This window comes from Aeromonas sp. 600948 (assembly GCF_049174875.1).
GTDB classification, from domain to species: domain Bacteria; phylum Pseudomonadota; class Gammaproteobacteria; order Enterobacterales; family Aeromonadaceae; genus Aeromonas; species Aeromonas veronii_A.
On the sequence record NZ_JAAKTY010000024.1, the window covers coordinates 1 to 19,528 of the forward strand.

Genomic DNA, 19,528 nt, shown 5'->3' on the forward strand with positions numbered 1-19,528 from the left:
AAAATTGTTTTTGATGTTCGATGCTGTGAGTGCCCACACAGATTGCTTGATTCAAATTGTTAAAGAGCGTCACGCTTGTCGCGTTGAGGAGGCGCATATTACGCTTCTCACTTCGAAAGTCAAGCGGTTGTTTTCGCTTTTCTTTCGGCGCCCACTTCGCTATGAAGCTGGCTCATCAGTCCGGCGTGTTCCGCCGTGCTGGTAGGGGCGCATTATAGGGAGCCGCGCCGGGATGACAAGAGGAAAACTGCAAAAAATGGCATTTTTTACAACTTTCAGGTTTAACCGTTGTTTTATTAAACAAAAGCCCCGCATCGGCGGGGCTGTTTCGGGCAAAAAAACCTTAATTCACATCACACAGCTACCTTTTTGACCAGAATTCGCGTGCAAAGCTGCGCACCTTTTCCCAATCGGTAAATTCAATGTCCTTACTGGTGTCTGTACTGCCACCGGTAATCTTCATGATCAGCTGGATGATGCGCGTCTGCCACCAGTTATAGCGGGAATATTGCAGCGCACCGGCAAACACCCCCAGGGTTTTCGGCTTCCAGGGGGAGAGGCGCAGGAACTTCTTCATATAAGCATTGGTTTGCGGCGTCTGCTTCTCTGGCTTGCGGGCCGTCAGGTTGACACAGAAGAAGGCCGCATTGGCCACCTCCAGCTGCTCCTGATGAGCGTGAATAAAGCTGAACAAGCTGGGGTGGAAGTTGCCATAACGAATGGAGGCGCCGATCAAGACCTTGGCATACTTGCTGAGGTTGCACATCGGCAAGGTATGCAGGTCATGCATCACCACTTCGCATCCCGGCATCTGCTCCAGCATGACATCGACTATTTTGCGGGTTTGGCCATCCCGAGAGGAATAAAGCACCAGAATCTTGTCCATAACAACCTCAACTACGCCAGAATGCAGGAGTAAACAGTACCAGAAGCGTAAAAATTTCCAATCGACCAAACAACATAGCCAACACCAGTACCCACTGGGCCGCCGGCGAGATATTGCCGAAGTTGGCTGATACCTCTCCCAAACCCGGGCCTACGTTGGTGAAAGCCGCAGCCACAGCGGTGAATGCGGTCACTTCGTTCAGTCCCGTCATCAGCAAAAGCAACATGAACATAAAGAAGAGAATAATATAGGTGGCGAAGTAGCCCCACACCGCCTCGACGATGCGCTCGGGCACCGCCCGATTCCCCAGCTTCAAGGTATAAATGGCTCTGGGGTGAACCAACCGCTTCAACTCGCGCATCCCCTGCATGAACAGGATCATAAAACGCATCACCTTGATGCCGCCGCCAGTACTACCCGCACAACAGCCGATAAATGCTGAGAACATCAGCAGCATGGGCAGGAACGAGGGCCAGTCGGCATAGGTCGTGGTGCTATAGCCGGTGGTGGTACCCAGAGAGACCGCCTGGAAAAGACCGTGGTTGAGCGCCTCTTGCCAGGTGGCGTAGTGTCCGTGGGTCAGCAAGGCGACAAAGCAGATCATCACCAGGGTCGCCTGGATGGCCAGGAACACCTTGAGTTCAGAATCGTAAAGGTAGCGACCGAGCCGCACCGGGCGGTGTGAGAAAACGGTAAAGTGGAGCGCAAAGTTCACGCTGGCCAGCAGCAGGAACACCACGGTAATCAGGTTGATGACCGGACTGTTGAAGAAACCGATGCTGGCATCGTGAGTGGAGAAGCCACCGACCGACAGAGTCGAGAAGGAATGGCAGACCGCATCGAACAGCGTCATCCCGGCGAGCCAGTAGGCCAGCGCACAGAGTGCGGTGAGCAGCAGATAGATGAACCAGAGCGCCTTGGCCGTTTCGGCGATGCGCGGCGTCACCTTGGTATCCTTCACCGGCCCCGGGATCTCGGCGCGATAGAGCTGCATGCCCCCGATACCCAGCAGTGGCAGAATGGCCACCGCCAGTACGATGATCCCCATCCCCCCCAGCCACTGCAGCAACTGGCGATAGAACAGAAACGCCTTGGGCAGGTGATCGAGCCCGGTCAGTACCGTTGCGCCAGTGGTGGTCAGGCCGGAAAAAGATTCGAAGAAGGCCTCCGAGACCGACATATCCGGCACGTCGCTCATGATAAAGGGCACCGCCCCCACACTGCCCAGCACGGTCCAGAACAGCACCACAATCAGAAAGCCCTCTTTCGAGCGCATCTCCTTCTTGTGATAGCGATTGGGAAACCAGAGCACCACGCCGAGCAGCAGGGCGATCAGAAAAGAGCTGACGAACTCGGCACCACCACCATCCCGATAGCCAAAGGCCACCAGTGCAGGCAACAGCATGGTCGAGCTGAACAACGCAACCAGTAGGCCAACAATGCGAATAATGCTCAGAATGTGCATTACAGCTCCCTTTCCCCAATTAAAGAGCGATGGATTCTAGCCATCTAAGGGACTGAGGGATACCCGCCCATGAGTCCGGTCGGTCAATTCACGGTCCACCTGAGCCCAAACTGAGGACTCCCACGCCACCTGCAAGGTGACCTGCTGACCGTAATCGGCCGCCAGCAATTCGCCATTATGGCTGCTGATCAGCGACTCGACAGTCCCCATGTCACCGTAATCGCAGTGAATGAGAGAGGGAGTGCGCGGCACCTTGAGCAGGGTGGGCAGTTGCTTGAGGGCGGCACCGACGCCGCCCCCATAGGCTTTGACCAGTCCACCGGTGCCAAGCTGGATGCCGCCGTAGTAACGCACCACCACGGCGCAGATTTCACCGAGCCCCGAGCCCATCAACTGGGCCAGGATCGGCTTGCCCGCAGTACCGGAAGGTTCGCCGTCATCGCTGAAGCCATAAACCTGACTATCTTGCGGCGCACCAGCCACAAAGGCCCAGCAGTGGTGGCGAGCGGCCGGATGTTGGCGCTTGATCTCGTTGACCCACCCCTTGGCCGCCTCGACGGTCGGGGTGTGGGCGATCAGGGTAATGAAGCGACTCTTCTTTATCTCTTCGGTCAACTCCAGCGGGGCAGCCGGAATGGAGTACGCAGCCGTCATCAGAGCCCTGCTTGTCTGGTCATGTTCTCCACCCCGTTGGCGTGCAGCACTATGTTGTCTTCGATGCGGATGCCGCCGAACGGACGCAGCGCCTCCACCTTGTTCCAGTTGACCCGTTTGCCCTGTTCGCCCTGACGCAGCGGCTCCAGCAGGCTGTCGATGAAGTAGAGTCCCGGCTCGATGGTGAACACCTGACCCACCTCCATCACCCGGGTGCAGCGCAGATAGGGGAACAGCTCGGGCGCCGCTAGGTGGGTGCCGCGCTCATCCTGCATGAAACCGCCCGCATCGTGTACCTGCAAACCGAGGAAGTGGCCGAGGCCGTGGGGGAAGAAGACATTGGTCACCCCGGTGTTGATCATCTCGTCCACCGACATATCCACCAACTCGGTCGCTTGCAGCAGGCGCGCCAGCTTGTGGTGCATCTGCAGGTGCAGCTCGCTGTAGCGGCGACCCGGCTTGATCTCCTTGATGATCTCCTGCTGCTGCTCGTCGAGGGCTGCAATCAGATCGGCAAACTCGCCGCGGCGCCACGCCCAGGTACGGGTGATGTCGGAGGCATAACCGTGGAAATCGACGCCCGCATCGATCAGGAAGGAGTGGCGCTCCGCATCCGGCACCCGCAAGGCGGACAAATGGGTGTAGTGAAGGATGGCCGCATTGCGGTTGATGGCGACGATATTGCCGTAGGGCGCCTCATTGGCTCCCTGCCCGACCGCCTTCATGTAAGCCAGATTGATCTCGAACTCGCTCGCCCCCGCCATAAAAGAGTCCTTGGCGGCGATATGGCCGCGAACCCCGATCCGGTTCGCCTCACGCAAACACTCCAGCTCGTAGGGGGTCTTGTAAGCACGGTGATAGTGCAGGTAGTTGAGCACCGCCTCGGGATTGGGCTGGGTCAGTCCCAGCAGCTCGGCCACTTCCAGATGACCGCCCAGATAGGCCCACTCCTGCTTGTTGGCAGGCAGATGGTCGGCCACCTGTTCCGGCCGGGTCAGGAAACGGATATCGAAGAACTCGACCCAGAAGGCATTGGGCAGATCCGCTACCTTGTGCCAGAAATCCACCGGGCGGTAGAACAGCAATACCGGTTTGTTCACCCCGTCCACCAGCAGCCAGCAGTGGGGATTGTCCAGCACCGGCAACCAGGCCTTGAAGTGCGGGTTTACCTTGAACGGGTAATCCTGATCATCGAGGAAGATACGGTGGGTCTGGCCGGAGTGGATGGCCAGTCCGCTGAGCCCCTGTTGTTGCAGAATGTCGCGGGTGCGCTGCTGCAAGGTATCGAGGTGCTGGGCAAAAAGTTGGCTGTAGCTGCTCATGGCGTCCTGCTCCGAGGTGAATGTGATTGCAGCATAACATCAAGCGCTTGGCGGCTCGACCCGTCAAGCTGCCGCTTCGTGAGGTAACGCATACGTTACAAACGTGTTTGTTATCAACACAAAACCAATCATTAACAAATCAAAAACAATTCAATACACTGCCGGTAGATACATGAAGTCAGGGATTACTCATGGACAACCTCTGCCTGTGGCAACCGGATCCGCTCGGGATGCAGCAATCCAACCTCTACCGTTTTATGGCGGAGGTGAACCGTTTCCACGGCTTGCAGTTGCAGAACTACCCGCAGCTTTATCAATGGTCGGTGGAGAAGACCACCCGTTTCTGGCCGCTGGTATGGCAACACTGCGGCGTCAAGGGGGAGCTCGGCAACATAGTGGCGGAGAACCGTCAGGATATGCAGCGCACCCGCTGGTTCCCCGACAGCCGCCTCAACTTCGCCGAAAACCTGCTGCGCCGTCAGGACGAGAGCCCGGCTATCATCTCCCGCATCGAAGGTAGCCCAAGTCGCACTCTGAGTTGGGGTGAACTGGGGGAACAGGTTGCCCGGCTGGCGCAGTGGCTGCGTCATCAGGGGATTGGTCGTGGCGATGTGGTCGCCGGCTACCTGCCCAATATTCCGGAAACTGTGGTTGCCATGCTGGCAACCACCAGTCTCGGGGCGATCTGGACTTCCACCAGCCCCGACTTTGGCGAGGCCAGTGTGGTGGAGCGCTTCGGCCAGACCCGGCCGCGGGTGCTGTTTGCGGTGGATGGCTATCGCTACAACGGCAAAGCTATCGACATTCAGGACAAAGTGGCAGGGGTCGTCAGCCAGATCGGCAGCATAGAGCAGACGGTGATGATCCCCCTGCTCGGCAACCCGCTGCAGCTTGGTCACGACTGGCAGCAAGTGCTGGCGAGCCAGCCGGACGCCAGCCTCCAGTTCGAGCCGATGGCCTTCAATGACCCGCTCTATATCCTCTATTCATCCGGCACCACCGGCAAACCCAAGTGCATCGTGCACGGCATCGGCGGCACCCTGCTGCAACACCTGAAAGAACACCAGCTGCACTGCGACATCAAACCGGGGGAGCGGATCTTCTACTTCACCACCTGCGGCTGGATGATGTGGAACTGGCTGGTAAGCGCGCTCGCCTCCGGCGCCACCCTGGTGCTCTATGACGGATCGCCATTTTACCCGGATGGCAACGTGCTGTGGGATCTCGCCCGCGACGAAGAGGTCGTCCTGTTCGGCACCTCGGCCAAGTATCTCGATGCGTTGCACAAACAAGGCTATGCCCCCGTCAACACTCATGACTTGCCACACTTGCGGCTGATCTGCAGCACCGGATCTGTGTTGTCGCCGGAGGGGTTTGACTACGTCTATCAACAGATCAAAACAGATGTACAACTGAGCTCCATCTCAGGCGGCACCGACATCTGCTCCTGCTTCGTCATCGGCAATCCACTCAGCCCAGTCTATCGCGGCGAGAGCCAAGGGCGTGGCCTCGGCCTCGCGGTGCAGGTATTCAACGAAGCGGGTCAGCCGGTGCAGGGGGAGAAGGGCGAGCTGGTCTGCACCAAGCCGTTCCCGGCCCAGCCCATCTACTTCTGGGGTGACGAGAACGGCGACAAGTACCACGCCGCCTACTTCGAGCGGTTCGACAACATCTGGTGTCACGGCGACTGGATCGAGCTGACCCCGACCGGCGGCATTCTGTTCTACGGCCGCTCCGACGCCACCCTCAACCCGGGCGGCGTGCGCATCGGCACCAGCGAGATCTACCGCTATGTCGAGCAGCTGGACGAAGTGGAGGAGAGCATCGTCATCGGCCAGCAGTGGCAGCAGGACGAGCGGGTGGTGCTGTTCGTCAAGCTCAAGGCGGGCTGCAAGCTGGACGAGCCGCTGCGCGAGCGGATCCGCCAGCAGATAAAACAGCACTGCACCGCCCGCCATGTACCGGCCCGCATCCTGCAGGTGGATGCCATCCCCCGCACCAAGTCCGGCAAGATTGTCGAACTGGCGGTGCGCGAAGTGGTACACAACCGGCCGGTCAACAATACCCATGCCCTCGCCGATCCCGAGGTGCTGAACCAGTATCGCAACCGGCCGGAACTGGCCAGTTGATAACAAACTCACATTCATCTGAGGCGCCGCAAGGCGCCTCTCTTTTGCCCGTTTTGTGATGAGGAGCTTTTACTCGATAACTGTTAAACAAATGTTTTAAATAGGTGTTGAAAATGTCTCCTTTTGGATCAATAGTGAGCCTCGCCCCCTGCTGGGGATAAAGGAGCACCACTCCCCACTGAGTGGGAACAAGGAGACACTCTCATGATCTACCAAGGCGAAACCCTGTCGGTCAGCTACCTCGAAAACGGCATTGCCGAGCTGAGGTTTGATGCCCCGGGTTCAGTCAACAAGCTGGATCGCGCTACCCTGCTCTCCCTGAGCGAAGCGATCGCCGCATTACAACAAGAACGTGAACTAAAAGGTCTGATCCTCACTTCCGGCAAAGACGCCTTTATCGTCGGTGCCGACATTACCGAATTCCTGGAACTGTTCGATCTGCCGCAAGACGATCTGCTCGGCTGGCTGAAAAAGGCCAACGACATCTTCAATGCCATCGAAGATCTGCCGGTTCCGACCCTCTCTGCCATCAAGGGCCACGCTCTGGGCGGCGGCTGCGAGACCATTCTCTCCACCGACTTCCGTCTGGCTGACACCAGCGCCAAGATTGGCTTGCCCGAAACCAAACTCGGCATCATGCCGGGCTTTGGCGGCACTGTCCGTCTGCCGCGGGTGATCGGCGCTGACAACGCGCTGGAGTGGATCACCACCGGCAAGGATTACCGTGCAGATGACGCCCTCAAGGTGGGAGCCATCGATGCCGTGGTCGCCCCCGAGGCGCTGCAGAGCGCTGCGCTGCAGATGATCAAGGACGCCATAGCGGGCAAGCTGGACTGGCAGAGCCGTCGCGCCGCCAAAAAAGCGCCGCTGCGCCTCTCCAAACTGGAAGCCATGATGAGCTTCACCACCGCCGCCGGCATGGTTGCCGCCGTGGCGGGCAAACACTATCCGGCACCGATGACTGCGGTGAAAACCGTCGAGGCCGCCGCAGGTATGGGCCGTGACGAGGCTCTGGTGGCCGAGGCGCAGGGCTTCATCAAGCTGGCCAAGACCGACGTGGCCAAGGCACTGGTCGGTATCTTCCTCAACGATCAGCACATCAAGGCGCTGGCCAAGAAGGCGGCCAAGCAGGCAAGCAAGGCCACTGGCCACGCCGCCGTACTGGGTGCCGGCATCATGGGCGGCGGCATCGCCTACCAGTCTGCCAGCAAGGGCATTCCGGCGGTGATGAAGGATATCAACGAGAAGGCGCTGGCACTTGGCATGGGCGAAGCCACCAAGCTGCTCAATGGCCAGCTCGAGAAGGGCCGCATCGATGGCATCAAGATGGGCCAGGTGCTCTCCGCCATCACTCCGACCCTCAGCTATGACAACGTCAAGCACGTGGATGTGGTGGTCGAAGCCGTGGTCGAGAACCCGAAAGTGAAAGCCGCCGTACTGGGCGAAGTGGAAGGAATCATTGGCGAAGACGCCGTGCTCGCCAGCAACACCTCCACCATTCCCATCTCCCTGCTGGCCAAGGGGCTGAAGCGCCCGCAGAACTTCTGCGGCATGCACTTCTTCAACCCGGTGCACCGCATGCCATTGGTGGAAATCATCCGCGGCGAGCAGACATCCGATGAAACCATCAACCGTGTGGTGGCCTATGCCGCCGCCATGGGCAAGTCCCCTGTGGTGGTCAACGATTGCCCGGGCTTCTTCGTCAACCGGGTGCTGTTCCCCTACTTCTTCGGCTTCAACAAGCTGGTCGCCGATGGCGCCGACTTCGCCGCCGTCGACAAGGTGATGGAGAAAGAGTTCGGCTGGCCCATGGGCCCCGCTTACCTGCTGGATGTAGTCGGTATCGACACCGGTCACCATGCCGGTGACGTGATGGCGCAGGGCTTCCCGGCACGCATGAGCAAGGAAGGTCGCACCGCCATCGACGTGATGTACGAAGTGAACCGCTTCGGTCAGAAGAACGGCAAGGGCTTCTACGCCTACGAGCAGGACAAGAAGGGCAAGCCGAAGAAGGTGGCCGATGCCACTGCTTACGAGCTGCTGGCCCCCATCGCCAAGCCGAAACAGGATTTCGACAAGGACGCCATCATCGCTCGCATGATGATCCCGATGATCAACGAGGTGGTGCTCTGTCTGGAAGAGGGCATTGTCGCCACGCCAGCCGAAGCCGACATCGCACTGGTCTACGGTCTGGGCTTCCCTCCCTTCCGCGGCGGCGTGTTCCGCTATCTGGACACTATCGGTCTGGATCGCTACGTGGCCATGGCCGACCAGTATGCCGACTTGGGCCCGCTCTACCGCGTCAGCGACAAGCTGCGCGAGATGGCCGCCCAGGGCAAAACCTTCTACTGATTGCGGAAAGGAGATCCATTCATGAAAGACGTAGTCATTGTCGACTGTATCCGGACCCCGATGGGCCGGTCCAAGGGCGGCGCCTTCCGCAACGTGCGTGCAGAAGATCTGTCCGCGCACCTGATGAAATCCATCCTGCTGCGCAACCCCAACCTCGACCCGAACGAGATCGAGGATATCTACTGGGGCTGCGTGCAGCAGACCCTGGAGCAGGGCTTCAACATCGCCCGCAACGCAGCGCTGCTGGCCGGTATTCCCAAGCAGGTGGGGGCGGTTACCGTCAACCGCCTGTGCGGCTCCAGTATGCAGGCGCTGCATGATGCCTCTCGTGCCATTCAGGTGGGTGACGGGGATATCTTCATCATCGGCGGCGTCGAGCACATGGGTCACGTACCGATGAGCCACGGCGTCGACTTCCACCCCGGCATGGCCAAGTCGGTGGCAAAAGCCTCCGGCATGATGGGGCTGACCGCCGAGATGCTCGGCAAGCTGCACGGCATCAGCCGCCAGCAGCAGGACGAGTTTGCCGCCCGCTCCCACCGTCGCGCCCACGCGGCCACCGTGGAAGGGCGTTTTGCCAAGGAGATCGTCGGGCTGGAAGGCCATGACGCCAGCGGCGCGCGCTTCTTCTACGACTACGACGAGGTGATCCGCTCGGAGACCACGGTCGAAACCCTGAGCCAGCTGCGCCCGGTGTTTGATCCGGTCAACGGCACCGTCACCGCCGGCAGCTCCTCGGCCCTGTCCGATGGCGCCGCCGCCATGCTGGTGATGAGCGCGGATCGTGCCAAGGCCCTCGGCCTCACGCCGCGCGCCAGGGTACGTGCCATGGCCATTGCCGGCTGTGACGCCGCCATCATGGGTTACGGCCCGGTACCGGCCACCCAGAAGGCGCTCAAGCGTGCCGGTCTGACTGTCGGTGATATCGACCTGTTCGAGCTGAACGAGGCGTTTGCCGCCCAGTCCCTGCCCTGCGTGAAGGATCTGGGTCTGCAGGATCAGGTGGACGAGAAGGTGAACCTGAACGGCGGCGCCATTGCGCTGGGCCACCCGCTCGGCTGCTCCGGTGCCCGCATCTCCACCACCCTCATCAATCTGATGGAGGAGAAGGATGCCACCCTGGGGGTTGCCACCATGTGTATCGGTCTGGGTCAGGGCATCGCCACCGTGTTTGAACGGGTGTGATAACCAGCCGGATCGACGGGATGCACTACTGAGAGTTGTCCCTTTTCGGGGCCAGTCTGACTGGCCCCTTTTCAAGTCTGTGACGATCGCCACACGGGGTGCTCGTCAGTGGTCAGAAGCTGTCTGTTGGCCGTCCCGTTTGGGTCGGCCTTTTTTCGTTTTAATCTTATCAATAGGCTGTTATTGCCTTAAACCTCACATTAGATAGGGGGCTTGCTTGCTTTTTACTCCCCCGACAGGTTCAATCTGCACAAAAAAATGGGTGGATGCACATACATATGTCAATGAGCAAACAACTGCTGATCGTCGATGACGACCAAGAGATCCGCGAGCTGCTCAATGAGTACCTGACCCGGGCGGGCTTTCAGGTATTGACGGCGGCGGAGGGCAACGAGATGCGTCAGCAACTCGCCCAGCACAGCCCGGACCTGATTATTCTGGACATCATGATGCCCGGCGAGGACGGTTTTACCCTCTGCCAGCAGATCCGTCGTGACTCCCAGGTGCCCATCATCATGCTGACCGCCGCCTCCGACGAAGCGGATCGGGTGATCGGTCTGGAACTGGGCGCCGACGACTATATCGCCAAGCCGTTCAGCCCCCGCGAACTGCAGGCCCGCATCAAGGCACTGCTGCGCCGCGCCGAATTCCGCCAGCCGGAAAAAGAGAAAGAGCCGAGCCGCCGCCTGCGTTTTGCCGAGTGGACCCTCGATACCCTGAGCCACCAGCTGACCCATGATGATGGCAGCCTGCTGGATCTCTCCGGCAGCGACGCCATGCTGCTCGGCATGTTCCTGCAACAGCCCGGCGTGGTGCTGGATCGGGACACCATCTCGGATGCCACCCGCGGCCGCGAAAGCCTGCCGATGGAGCGCGGCATCGACGTACAGATCAGCCGTCTGCGCCAGAAGCTGGGCGACAACGGCAAGAGCCCGCGCATCATCAAGACCATTCGCGGCAGTGGCTACATGCTGATTGCCGAGGTGCACGAGCTGCCATGAGCAACAAGTGGTCCTGGGGGGCACTGGTGCCCCGCTCCCTGTTGTCACGGATGATCCTGCTGCTGTTGCTGGCCATCCTGCTCTCCCAGACCATTCTGACCGGTATCTGGATGCAGCAGATCCAGAAGCGGGAACTGGAGGGGATGCTCAGCACCACCCGCAACCTCGCCATGTCTGCCGCTTCCACCGTCAACTTCTTCAAATCCCTGCCACTGCAGTATCGCCATATCGCGCTGGACCAGCTGCGCAACATGGGGGGCAGCCGCTTCTTCGTCTCGCTCAACGAGGAAGAGATCCACATCAACGCCATCCCCGACAGCGAACGCAAGACGCAGGTGCTGGAAGAGGTGCAGGGAGTGCTGACCCGCAAGCTCTCCGACGCCATGGCGATCAAGGTGGACTTCTCGCGACCCGATGACCTCCACGTCTTCAACAACGACACCTTGCTGGCGGATCTCCCCTCCTCCTGGGCCCGCTACACCCTGTCGCTGGAGCCGCTCAATCCACCGGTACTGGTGACCCAGATCGAGATTGAAAAGGGGGAGTGGCTCTATCTGGCGGCACTGCTGCCTGCCCCCTACATGACCCTCGACGATACCGTGATGCCAAGCAACCAGGTGCGTTTCATCGCCCTGATGACGGTGTTCCTCTGCTTCTTCACCTTTATGCTGGTGCGCTGGCAAACCCGCCCGCTGCGCCGTCTCGCCAAGGCGGCGGTCAATCTGGGCAAGGATATCGACCAGCCTTCGCTCAAAGAGGAAGGGGCGTCGGAAATCGTGGCGGCCACCCGCGCCTTCAACATTATGCAGCACCGCATTCGCCGCTATATCGACGATAGAGAGCGGCTGTTCAGCTCCATCTCACACGACCTCAAGACCCCCATCACCCGACTGCGACTGCGGGTCGAGCTGCTCGATGACGAGGTACAGATCGCCAAGTTCAACAAGGATCTCGACGAACTGGAGCTGATGGTGAAAGGGGCGCTGCAGACGGTCAAAGAGACCGACATTCACGAGAATATCGAGGAGATCGACATCAATGCCCTGCTGGAGCAGATGGCGGAGTCGATGAACCTGCACGACGAGCGGCTGACCATCGAAGGGCACTGCAAGTGGCCCTATCGCGGCAAGCTGCTGGCGCTCAAGCGCTGCATCGGCAATCTGGTGGACAACGGCATCAAGTACGGCCAGAAGGTGCGCATCATCATCATGGATGACGAGGAGATGCTGATCCTCTTCATCATGGATGAGGGCCCCGGCCTGCCGGACGATCAGTTCGAGCGTATCTTCGAACCCTATTACCGGCTCAGCACGGATCAGGCTGGCACCGGCCTCGGCCTTGGCATCGCCCGCAACATAGCCCACGCCCACGGCGGCGATCTGGTGCTGGAAAACCGTCCGCAAGGTGGCCTGCAGGCCACGCTCTCCCTACCAAGGCAGTAACCTTATGAAGTGGTTGTCTTTTTCTGTCATCGCCCTGCTCTCTGCTCCCGTTGCCGCCTCCCAGGTGGAAGTGCTGCACTGGTGGACGTCCGGCGGCGAAGCGAAAGCGGTCGAAGTGCTCAAATCCGAGTGGACCAAACAGGGCAACCAGTGGAACGACTTTGCAGTGCAGGGCGGCGGCGGCAAGAGTGCCATGACGGTATTGAAGAGCCGGGCGCTGGCCGCCAACCCGCCCGAAGCGGCCCACCTCAAGGGCTACGAGCTCAAGGAGTGGGCCGGGCTCGGCTTCCTGCGCGATCTCAGCCCGATGGCCGAACACCTCGGCTGGTACCGTCAGATGCCGCCCATGGTGCGTGCCACCCTCAGCCAGAATGGCGCCCTGATGGCGGTGCCCACCGGCATCCACCGGGTCAACTGGCTGTGGCTCAACCGCAAGATCTTCGAGCGCAACAAGCTGACTCCGCCCACCGACTGGGCCCAGTTTGTCACCGTCGCCGACCAGCTTAAAAAACGGGGCATCACCCCGCTCGCCATCGGCAACGAGCCCTGGCAGCTGGCGGTACTGTTTGAAACGGTGGCGCTTGGTGAGGGCGGTAAAGAATTCTATCGCAAGGCGTTCCTCGAGCAGGACAGCGCCACCCTGACCGGCCCCGACATGGTGCGGGTGCTGACCCGCTTCCAGCAGCTGCGCGCCTATGTGCCGCAAAAATACGCCGGTCTGAAGTGGCATCAGGCCACCAACCTGCTGGAGAGCGGTGGCGCCGCCATGCAGGTGATGGGCGACTGGGTGAAAGGGGAGCTGAGCGCCGGTAACTACCGGCCGGGTGAGGATATCGCCTGTCTGCCGAGCCCGGGCAGCGCCGGACTGTTCAGCTACAACCTCGACTCCATCGCCATGTTCAAACAGCGGGATCCGGCCCAGCTGCAGGCGCAGGGGGATCTGGCTCAGCTGCTGATGACGCCGCAATTCCAGGAGGAGTTCAATCGGGTGAAGGGGTCGATCCCGGCGCTGACCAATCCCGACATGAGCAAGTTCGACCGCTGCGCCGTCCGCTCCTATCAGGATTTCCTGCTGGCGGAAAAGCAGGACAACCTGCTGCCCAGCATGGCGGAAGGGATGGCGACGCCGACCAATATGCGGCAGGCGATCCTCGATGTGCTGAGCAACTTCTTCAACGACCCCAAGGCCAACCCGGAGCAGACGGCGCTGCATCTGGAGCGGGCGATGCGCTCGACCCGCTGATCCGGGCACATTACCAAACGGCAGAAATGACAAAGGCGGAATTGCTCCGCCTTTGTTGTTGAATCGTCATCCGATTCAGGATTGATCGTTCTCGTCCTCATCCTCGTCATAGTAATCGCTGAGCTCGATCCAGAGCCCCAACCCGACCATCACCATGGAGCCGAACCAGGTACCGGTATTCCCGATCGGGCTGCCCATCACTATCATGGCGAAGGACAAGAACCCCATGCCTGCATAGGCTTGTAATCTGCCGTAGGAGACCTGCATATTCACCTCCTTGTTGAATATGGTTCAATTTTTATATTACTCGTCCGGCGCAAGCTGGATAGGGCCGAATAACATTTCGGTTACATATGCTGGTTAATGGGGCGTTTGTTTGATTATTTTTTAGCCCTGAGTATCATTGGCAGCCGAATAGGTTGAAGGTTGATAATAGATGAGTGATTTATTCTGCGGCGCGACTCACGAGTTGGACGCAATCGGGCTTCGTTGCCCGGAACCCGTTATGATGGTTCGCAAGAAAGTGCGGCTGATGGCGGATGGCGAGACCCTGCTGGTCAGCGCCGACGATCCTTCAACCACCCGCGACATCCCCAGTTTCTGCCGCTTTATGGATCACACCCTGGTCGCCAGCGAGACAGAGCAGGCCCCCTACCGCTATCTGATCCGCAAGGGTCAATAAGCCCCTGTACCGGAGCACTCCATGACAACCATTACCCGAATCGGCACCACCCAGCGTTGGTCAGACGTGGTCATCCACAATGGCACCCTCTACGTGGTGGAAGTGCCCGTCAGCGAAGAGGCCGACATCCACCAGCAGACCCGCGAAGTGCTGGCAAGCCTGCAACGCCTGCTGGAAGCCAACGGCTCCGGCGTCGACAAGATCCTGATGGCCAATATCTATCTCAAAGACATTCAGGACATCGCCGCCTTCAACGAGCAGTGGGATGCCTGGATCCCGGCTGGCACAGCCCCCGTGCGCGCCTGCGTACAAGCTCGCCTGGCCCACGAAGGCTACAAGGTCGAAGTGCAGCTGACTGCCGCTGTCTAAGTAAAACGGGATGCCTGGCTCCCCTTATGCCGACACCGCGCCGGTTCGCGCCTGCGTACAAACACGGCTGGCCCATGAAGGCTACAAGGTCGAAGTGCAGCTGACTGCGGCTGTCTAAGCAGTCATACCGACAGCTGGATAGCAAAAGGCCCCGCCATCACTGGCGGGGCCTTTTCGTTACCGAAACCTGAACGACTTAGGCGGTCGGGGTCAGGGTAATGGTCACGCGGCGGTTCTGGGCTTTGCCAGCGGCAGTGCTGTTGGTAGCAACCGGCTGATCCGGGCCCACGCCGGTGGTGGAGATGCGGCTACCTGCTACGCCCTGACCAATCAGCTGGGCGGCAACGGCATCGGCACGATCGCGGGAGAGCTTCATGTTCAGGTCGCGGGAACCTGTACTGTCGGTGTGACCGACCACGTTCAGGCGGGTCTTGTCGAACTCGGCAACCACCATGGCCACGCCGGAGAGGGTGTTGGCACCGGCCGCTTTCAGCTGGGAGCTGGAGCTGTCGAAGGTGACGTTGTTCGGCATGTTGAGGATCAGCTCATTGCCATTACGGGTCACGCTGACGCCGGTGCCCTGCAGCTTCTCGCGCAGCTTGGCTTCCTGCACGTCCATGTAGTAGCCGATACCGCCACCCAGCGCCGCGCCAGCAGCAACGCCGGTCAGGATGCCCTTCTTGCGGTCACCCTTGCTGGAGGAGAGCGCACCTACGGCCGCACCGGCAGCGGCGCCAGCCAGCGCGCCCCAGGCACCTTTGGAGGTCTGGGATTCACCTGTGTAGGGGTTGGTGGTACAGCCGCTCAGGGCAACGGTCAGTGCCAGAGCAGGCACCAGGATCTTGGCTCGCATGAAAAAACCTCTGTGAAAACAATCCGGCACCATGCCGGGGGCCGGATTGTAACGCGCTGGCACGCCATTGTCTGACGCAAGCCTGAACAGATGGCGAGAGTGGTGTTTTTTTGGGCAATCGGCGGGCTGTCAGCGCGGTAACTGACACTCGGCGTGGCAAGGACAGCTGACCAGATGATCGTTCACCATCCCCACCGCCTGCATAAAGGCGTAACAGATGGTGCTGCCGACGAAGTTGAAGCCGAGCTTCTTGAGCGCTTTCGACATGGCATCTGACTCCGGCGAGGTCGCCGGAATATCGCCGTTGCCCTGCCGCTGGTTGACGATGGGGGCGCCGCCGACAAAGCCCCACAGGTAATCGGCGAAGTCGATCCCCTGCTCCTGCAACGCCAGATAAGCGCGGGCGTTTTTGATGATCGACTGCACCTTGAGCCGGTTGCGGATGATGCCGCTGTCCTGCATCAACCGCTCTACATCCTGCTCGTCGAAGCGGGCAATCAGCACCGGATCAAAGTCCGCATAGGCGCGGTAATAGCTCTCGGTACGCTTGAGGATGGTGATCCACGACAGCCCCGCTTGCTGGCCGTCGAGGCAGAGCTTGGCAAACAGCTCGCGGGCGTCATAGACCGGCCTGCCCCACTGTTTGTCATGGTATTCAATGTATTCCGGGTCCTTGGTCACCCAGGCGCAGCGCAGTTCCATTTCCTCTCCCTCGTCATTTCAGCGGTTTGCCCGACCCTGCCCACTCTGCAGGCGGCACTGCTCACATCATATACCGGACATCCCGCCCGACCAGCCAGGGCGCAGCACCATCCCGCGAATCCGCTGCAATTTCGCCTATTATCCGACCATGCCAGACGGTATACTCCCTCGGTTCACATTCAGCAAATCTTGCTCTGATTTTCACTTCGCGCGAAAAAAATTATGCAAAAATTCGATGTCAAAACCTTTCAGGGCCTGATCCTGCAGCTGCAGGACTATTGGTCCCGCCAGGGCTGTACCATCATTCAGCCGCTGGATATGGAAGTGGGTGCCGGTACTTCCCACCCCATGACCTGTCTGCGTGCCCTGGGCCCGGAGCCCATCGCCTGCGCTTACGTGCAACCGTCCCGCCGTCCGACCGACGGCCGCTACGGTGAAAACCCGAACCGCCTGCAGCACTACTACCAGTTCCAGGTGATCATCAAGCCTTCCCCCGACAACATTCAGGAACTCTATCTGGGCTCCCTGAAAGAGCTGGGCATGGATCCCGAGATCCACGACATCCGCTTCGTGGAAGACAACTGGGAAAACCCGACTCTGGGTGCCTGGGGTCTGGGTTGGGAAGTGTGGCTGAACGGCATGGAAGTGACCCAGTTCACCTACTTCCAGCAAGTTGGCGGCCTCGAGTGCAAGCCGGTCACCGGCGAGATCACCTACGGTCTCGAGCGTCTGGCCATGTACATTCAGGGCGTGGACAGCGTCTACGATCTTGTCTGGTCTGACGGCCCGCTGGGCAAGACCACCTACGGCGACGTGTTCCACCAGAACGAAGTGGAGCAATCCACCTACAACTTCGAACACGCCGATGTGGAGTTCCTGTTCCACTGCTTCGAGCAGTACGAGAAGGAAGCCCAGAATCTGCTGGCACTGGAAAAACCGCTGCCGCTGCCTGCCTACGAGCGCATCCTCAAAGCCGCTCACTCCTTCAACCTGCTGGATGCCCGCAAGGCCATCTCGGTCACCGAGCGTCAGCGCTACATCCTGCGCATTCGCACCCTGACCAAGGCCGTGGCAGAGGCATACTACGCCTCCCGCGAAGCGCTGGGCTTCCCTATGTGTCAGCGCAGTGAGAACAAGCAAGGTTAAGGAACGGACATGGCACAACATACATTTCTGGTAGAGATCGGTACTGCTGAGCTGCCGCCCAAAGCCCTGCGCTCCCTGGCCGAAGCCTTTGCCGACAACTTCAAAGCCGAACTGACCAAGGCCGATCTGGCCTTTGGCGACGTCGAGTGGTTTGCCTCACCGCGCCGTCTGGCGCTGAAGGTGAGCGAGCTGGCCGGCGAACAGCCGAGCAAGAGCGTCGAGAAGCGCGGCCCGGCCGTAGCGCAGGCGTTCGATGCCGAAGGCAAGCCGACCAAGGCTGCCGAAGGCTGGGCCCGTGGCAACGGCATCACAGTTGAGCAGGCCGAGCGTCTGGTCACCGACAAGGGCGAGTGGCTGGTTCACACCGCCAAGGTCGAAGGTCGTCCGGCCAAAGAATTGCTGGGCGAACTGGTCTCCTCCGCACTGGCCAAACTGCCGATCCCGAAAATGATGCGCTGGGGCGACAAGACCATCCAGTTCGTGCGTCCAGTCTTCACCGTGACCCTGCTGCTGGATGGCGAGCTGGTTCCCGCCCACATTCTGGGTATCGACTCTGCCCGCACCCTTCGCGGTCACCGCTTTATGGGCGAGAGCGAGTTCACCATCGACAACGCCAGCCAGTACCCGCAGATCCTGCAGGAGCGCGGCATGGTGATTGCCGACTTCATGGCGCGCAAGGCCAAGATCAAGGCTGACGTCGAAGCGGCCGCTGCCGCCTTCGGTGGCGTAGCCGATCTGGACGACGCCCTGCTGGAAGAAGTGACCGCACTGGTCGAGTGGCCGGTGGTGCTGACCGCCAACTTCGAAGAGAAGTTCCTGGCCGTGCCGGCTGAAGCGCTGGTGCACACCATGAAGGGTGACCAGAAGTACTTCCCGGTCTATGACAAGAACGGCAAGCTGCTGCCGAAGTTCATCTTCGTCACCAACATCGAGTCCAAAGACCCGAGCCAGATCATCAGCGGCAACGAGAAGGTGGTTCGCCCCCGTCTCTCTGACGCCGAGTTCTTCTTCAAGACCGACCTGAAGCAGACCCTGGCCTCCCGCCTGCCGCGCCTTGAAACCGTGCTGTTCCAGCAACAGCTGGGTACCGTCAAGGCCAAGGTCGAGCGTATCGAGACCGTTGCCGGCTTTATCGCCGAGCGTATCGGCGCCAACGTGGCTCAGGCCAAGCGTGCCGGTCTGCTCTCCAAGTGTGACCTGATGACCAACATGGTCGGCGAGTTCACCGACACCCAGGGTGTCATGGGGATGCACTACGCCCGTCACGATGGCGAAGACGAAGCGGTCGCTGTGGCCCTCAACGAGCAGTACATGCCGCGCTTTGCCGGCGATGCCCTGCCGTCCGGTCTGGTTGCCTGCGCCGTCGCGCTGGCCGACAAGTTCGACACCCTGGCCGGTATCTTCGGCATCGGCATGCTGCCGAAGGGTGACAAGGACCCGTTCGCCCTGCGTCGCGCCGCCATCGGTGCCCTGCGCATCATGACCGAGAAGCAGCTGGACTTGGATCTGGTTGAACTGGTTGAAGAAGCGGTACGCGTCTACGGCGACAAGCTGACCAACAAAACCGTCGTCACCGACGTGGTCGACTTTATGCTGGGGCGCTTTCGCGCCGCCTATCAGGACGAAGGCATCGGTGCCGATGTGGTGCTGGCCGTACTGGCCCGCCGCCCGACCCGTCCGCTCGACTTCGATCGTCGCGTCAAGGCCGTCAGCCACTTCCGCACCCTGGATGCCGCACTGGCACTGGCTGCCGCCAACAAGCGCGTGAGCAACATTCTGGCCAAGGTCGAAGGCGAATTGCCGACTGCCGTCAAACCGGAACTGCTGGTCGATGCCGCCGAGAAGGCGCTGGCCACCCAGGTTGCCGAACTGCAAGCCGAACTGGCCCCGCTGTTCGCCGCCGGTGACTATCAGGCTGCCCTCACCCGTCTGGCCGCCCTGCGCGAGCCGGTCGATACCTTCTTCAACGAAGTCATGGTGATGGCCGACGACGACGCCCTCAAGGCCAACCGTCTGGCACTGCTGAACAACCTGCGCAACCTGTTCCTGCAAGTCGCGGATATCTCCCTGCTGCAGTGATCTTGGTTGGGTAAGTAA

The 19,528-nt window shown here is 60.2% G+C and carries 18 protein-coding genes; 11 read left to right on the plus strand and 7 right to left on the minus strand.

Going from position 1 to position 19,528, the window contains the following annotated elements; translation table 11 throughout:
* Positions 1 to 361: 361 nt before the first annotated feature.
* From hemG to pepQ, 4 genes are read right to left on the minus strand one after another with little or no spacing between them, the layout of a single operon-like run.
* Positions 362 to 886, minus strand: coding sequence for a menaquinone-dependent protoporphyrinogen IX dehydrogenase (hemG, locus tag G5182_RS17170; protein ID WP_005339483.1), 525 nt, complete (start codon positions 884 to 886; stop codon positions 362 to 364).
* Between the two features lie 7 nt (positions 887 to 893).
* Complete coding sequence (locus tag G5182_RS17175) at positions 894 to 2,351, minus strand: TrkH family potassium uptake protein (protein WP_158114340.1); 1,458 nt, start codon at positions 2,349 to 2,351, stop codon at positions 894 to 896.
* A 36-nt stretch (positions 2,352 to 2,387) separates the two neighbouring features.
* Positions 2,388 to 3,005, minus strand: a complete 618-nt coding sequence (locus G5182_RS17180; RefSeq protein WP_227341644.1) for a YigZ family protein — start codon at positions 3,003 to 3,005, stop codon at positions 2,388 to 2,390.
* The gene (pepQ, locus tag G5182_RS17185) at positions 3,005 to 4,327 is read right to left on the minus strand and encodes a Xaa-Pro dipeptidase (protein ID WP_421254569.1); all 1,323 of its coding nucleotides are present in this window, start codon (positions 4,325 to 4,327) and stop codon (positions 3,005 to 3,007) included. The genes G5182_RS17180 and pepQ overlap by 1 nt, the downstream gene beginning before the upstream one ends.
* 191 nt (positions 4,328 to 4,518) lie before the next feature.
* On the opposite strand from pepQ, the gene G5182_RS17190 reads away from it, so the two are divergent.
* From G5182_RS17190 to G5182_RS17215, 6 genes are all read left to right on the plus strand, one after another.
* A complete protein-coding gene (locus tag G5182_RS17190; protein ID WP_421231671.1) occupies positions 4,519 to 6,456 on the plus strand; it encodes an acetoacetate--CoA ligase in 1,938 nt (645 codons plus the stop codon).
* Between the two features lie 204 nt (positions 6,457 to 6,660).
* A complete protein-coding gene (fadB, locus tag G5182_RS17195; RefSeq protein WP_421231672.1) occupies positions 6,661 to 8,808 on the plus strand; it encodes a fatty acid oxidation complex subunit alpha FadB in 2,148 nt (715 codons plus the stop codon).
* A 21-nt stretch (positions 8,809 to 8,829) separates the two neighbouring features.
* Positions 8,830 to 9,993: an acetyl-CoA C-acyltransferase FadA gene (gene fadA / locus G5182_RS17200; RefSeq protein WP_265328647.1), complete on the plus strand. Its 1,164-nt coding sequence runs from the start codon at positions 8,830 to 8,832 to the stop codon at positions 9,991 to 9,993.
* Positions 9,994 to 10,271: 278 nt separating this feature from the next.
* Positions 10,272 to 10,994, plus strand: coding sequence for a response regulator (locus G5182_RS17205; RefSeq protein ID WP_005339475.1), 723 nt, complete (start codon positions 10,272 to 10,274; stop codon positions 10,992 to 10,994).
* Complete coding sequence (locus tag G5182_RS17210) at positions 10,991 to 12,436, plus strand: ATP-binding protein (protein WP_005357365.1); 1,446 nt, start codon at positions 10,991 to 10,993, stop codon at positions 12,434 to 12,436. Before G5182_RS17205 ends, G5182_RS17210 begins: the two co-directional genes overlap by 4 nt.
* Positions 12,437 to 12,440: 4 nt before the next feature.
* On the plus strand, positions 12,441 to 13,679 hold the full coding sequence (locus G5182_RS17215; RefSeq protein WP_227341649.1) for an ABC transporter substrate-binding protein: 1,239 nt from the start codon (positions 12,441 to 12,443) through the stop codon (positions 13,677 to 13,679).
* A gap of 75 nt (positions 13,680 to 13,754) precedes the next feature.
* Here G5182_RS17215 and G5182_RS17220 read toward each other — a convergent pair whose 3' ends face one another.
* The gene (locus G5182_RS17220) at positions 13,755 to 13,946 is read right to left on the minus strand and encodes a hypothetical protein (protein WP_005339471.1); all 192 of its coding nucleotides are present in this window, start codon (positions 13,944 to 13,946) and stop codon (positions 13,755 to 13,757) included.
* 169 nt (positions 13,947 to 14,115) lie between these two features.
* On the opposite strand from G5182_RS17220, the gene tusA reads away from it, so the two are divergent.
* The 3 genes from tusA to G5182_RS17235 are packed head-to-tail and all read left to right on the plus strand — an operon-like array spanning position 14,116 to position 14,848.
* The gene (tusA, locus tag G5182_RS17225) at positions 14,116 to 14,361 is read left to right on the plus strand and encodes a sulfurtransferase TusA (RefSeq protein WP_005339470.1); all 246 of its coding nucleotides are present in this window, start codon (positions 14,116 to 14,118) and stop codon (positions 14,359 to 14,361) included.
* Positions 14,362 to 14,382: 21 nt separating this feature from the next.
* Positions 14,383 to 14,730, plus strand: a complete 348-nt coding sequence (locus tag G5182_RS17230) for a RidA family protein (RefSeq protein WP_005355943.1) — start codon at positions 14,383 to 14,385, stop codon at positions 14,728 to 14,730.
* A gap of 10 nt (positions 14,731 to 14,740) precedes the next feature.
* Positions 14,741 to 14,848 carry an endoribonuclease L-PSP gene (locus tag G5182_RS17235; protein WP_421254570.1) on the plus strand — a complete coding sequence of 36 codons (108 nt, stop codon included), beginning with the start codon at positions 14,741 to 14,743 and terminating at the stop codon, positions 14,846 to 14,848.
* Positions 14,849 to 14,926: 78 nt separating this feature from the next.
* Here G5182_RS17235 and G5182_RS17240 read toward each other — a convergent pair whose 3' ends face one another.
* Together G5182_RS17240 and G5182_RS17245 are read right to left on the minus strand one after the other, a co-directional pair.
* The gene (locus G5182_RS17240; protein WP_005339468.1) at positions 14,927 to 15,583 is read right to left on the minus strand and encodes an OmpA family lipoprotein; all 657 of its coding nucleotides are present in this window, start codon (positions 15,581 to 15,583) and stop codon (positions 14,927 to 14,929) included.
* Positions 15,584 to 15,712: 129 nt separating this feature from the next.
* Positions 15,713 to 16,285 carry a DNA-3-methyladenine glycosylase I gene (locus tag G5182_RS17245; protein WP_421254571.1) on the minus strand — a complete coding sequence of 191 codons (573 nt, stop codon included), beginning with the start codon at positions 16,283 to 16,285 and terminating at the stop codon, positions 15,713 to 15,715.
* 222 nt (positions 16,286 to 16,507) lie between these two features.
* On the opposite strand from G5182_RS17245, the gene glyQ reads away from it, so the two are divergent.
* A complete protein-coding gene (glyQ, locus tag G5182_RS17250) occupies positions 16,508 to 17,431 on the plus strand; it encodes a glycine--tRNA ligase subunit alpha (RefSeq protein WP_005339464.1) in 924 nt (307 codons plus the stop codon).
* 9 nt (positions 17,432 to 17,440) lie between these two features.
* Positions 17,441 to 19,510 carry a glycine--tRNA ligase subunit beta gene (gene glyS / locus G5182_RS17255; RefSeq protein WP_421254572.1) on the plus strand — a complete coding sequence of 690 codons (2,070 nt, stop codon included), beginning with the start codon at positions 17,441 to 17,443 and terminating at the stop codon, positions 19,508 to 19,510.
* Positions 19,511 to 19,528 lie beyond the last annotated feature (18 nt).

Bases quoted from the DNA above. Each gene is read 5' to 3' on its own strand.
- G5182_RS17240 (WP_005339468.1), bottom strand. From the start codon at position 15,583: ATGCGAGCCAAGATCCTGGTGCCTGCTCTGGCACTGACCGTTGCCCTG.
- fadA (WP_265328647.1), top strand. From the start codon at position 8,830: ATGAAAGACGTAGTCATTGTCGACTGTATCCGGACCCCGATGGGCCGG.
- G5182_RS17220 (WP_005339471.1), bottom strand. From the start codon at position 13,946: ATGCAGGTCTCCTACGGCAGATTACAAGCCTATGCAGGCATGGGGTTC.
- pepQ (WP_421254569.1), bottom strand. From the start codon at position 4,327: ATGAGCAGCTACAGCCAACTTTTTGCCCAGCACCTCGATACCTTGCAG.
- G5182_RS17190 (WP_421231671.1), top strand. From the start codon at position 4,519: ATGGACAACCTCTGCCTGTGGCAACCGGATCCGCTCGGGATGCAGCAA.
- G5182_RS17205 (WP_005339475.1), top strand. From the start codon at position 10,272: ATGTCAATGAGCAAACAACTGCTGATCGTCGATGACGACCAAGAGATC.
- G5182_RS17245 (WP_421254571.1), bottom strand. From the start codon at position 16,285: ATGGAACTGCGCTGCGCCTGGGTGACCAAGGACCCGGAATACATTGAA.
- G5182_RS17235 (WP_421254570.1), top strand. From the start codon at position 14,741: ATGCCTGGCTCCCCTTATGCCGACACCGCGCCGGTTCGCGCCTGCGTA.
- G5182_RS17215 (WP_227341649.1), top strand. From the start codon at position 12,441: ATGAAGTGGTTGTCTTTTTCTGTCATCGCCCTGCTCTCTGCTCCCGTT.
- tusA (WP_005339470.1), top strand. From the start codon at position 14,116: ATGAGTGATTTATTCTGCGGCGCGACTCACGAGTTGGACGCAATCGGG.
- hemG (WP_005339483.1), bottom strand. From the start codon at position 886: ATGGACAAGATTCTGGTGCTTTATTCCTCTCGGGATGGCCAAACCCGC.
- G5182_RS17175 (WP_158114340.1), bottom strand. From the start codon at position 2,351: ATGCACATTCTGAGCATTATTCGCATTGTTGGCCTACTGGTTGCGTTG.
- G5182_RS17210 (WP_005357365.1), top strand. From the start codon at position 10,991: ATGAGCAACAAGTGGTCCTGGGGGGCACTGGTGCCCCGCTCCCTGTTG.
- glyQ (WP_005339464.1), top strand. From the start codon at position 16,508: ATGCAAAAATTCGATGTCAAAACCTTTCAGGGCCTGATCCTGCAGCTG.
- glyS (WP_421254572.1), top strand. From the start codon at position 17,441: ATGGCACAACATACATTTCTGGTAGAGATCGGTACTGCTGAGCTGCCG.
- fadB (WP_421231672.1), top strand. From the start codon at position 6,661: ATGATCTACCAAGGCGAAACCCTGTCGGTCAGCTACCTCGAAAACGGC.
- G5182_RS17180 (WP_227341644.1), bottom strand. From the start codon at position 3,005: ATGACGGCTGCGTACTCCATTCCGGCTGCCCCGCTGGAGTTGACCGAA.
- G5182_RS17230 (WP_005355943.1), top strand. From the start codon at position 14,383: ATGACAACCATTACCCGAATCGGCACCACCCAGCGTTGGTCAGACGTG.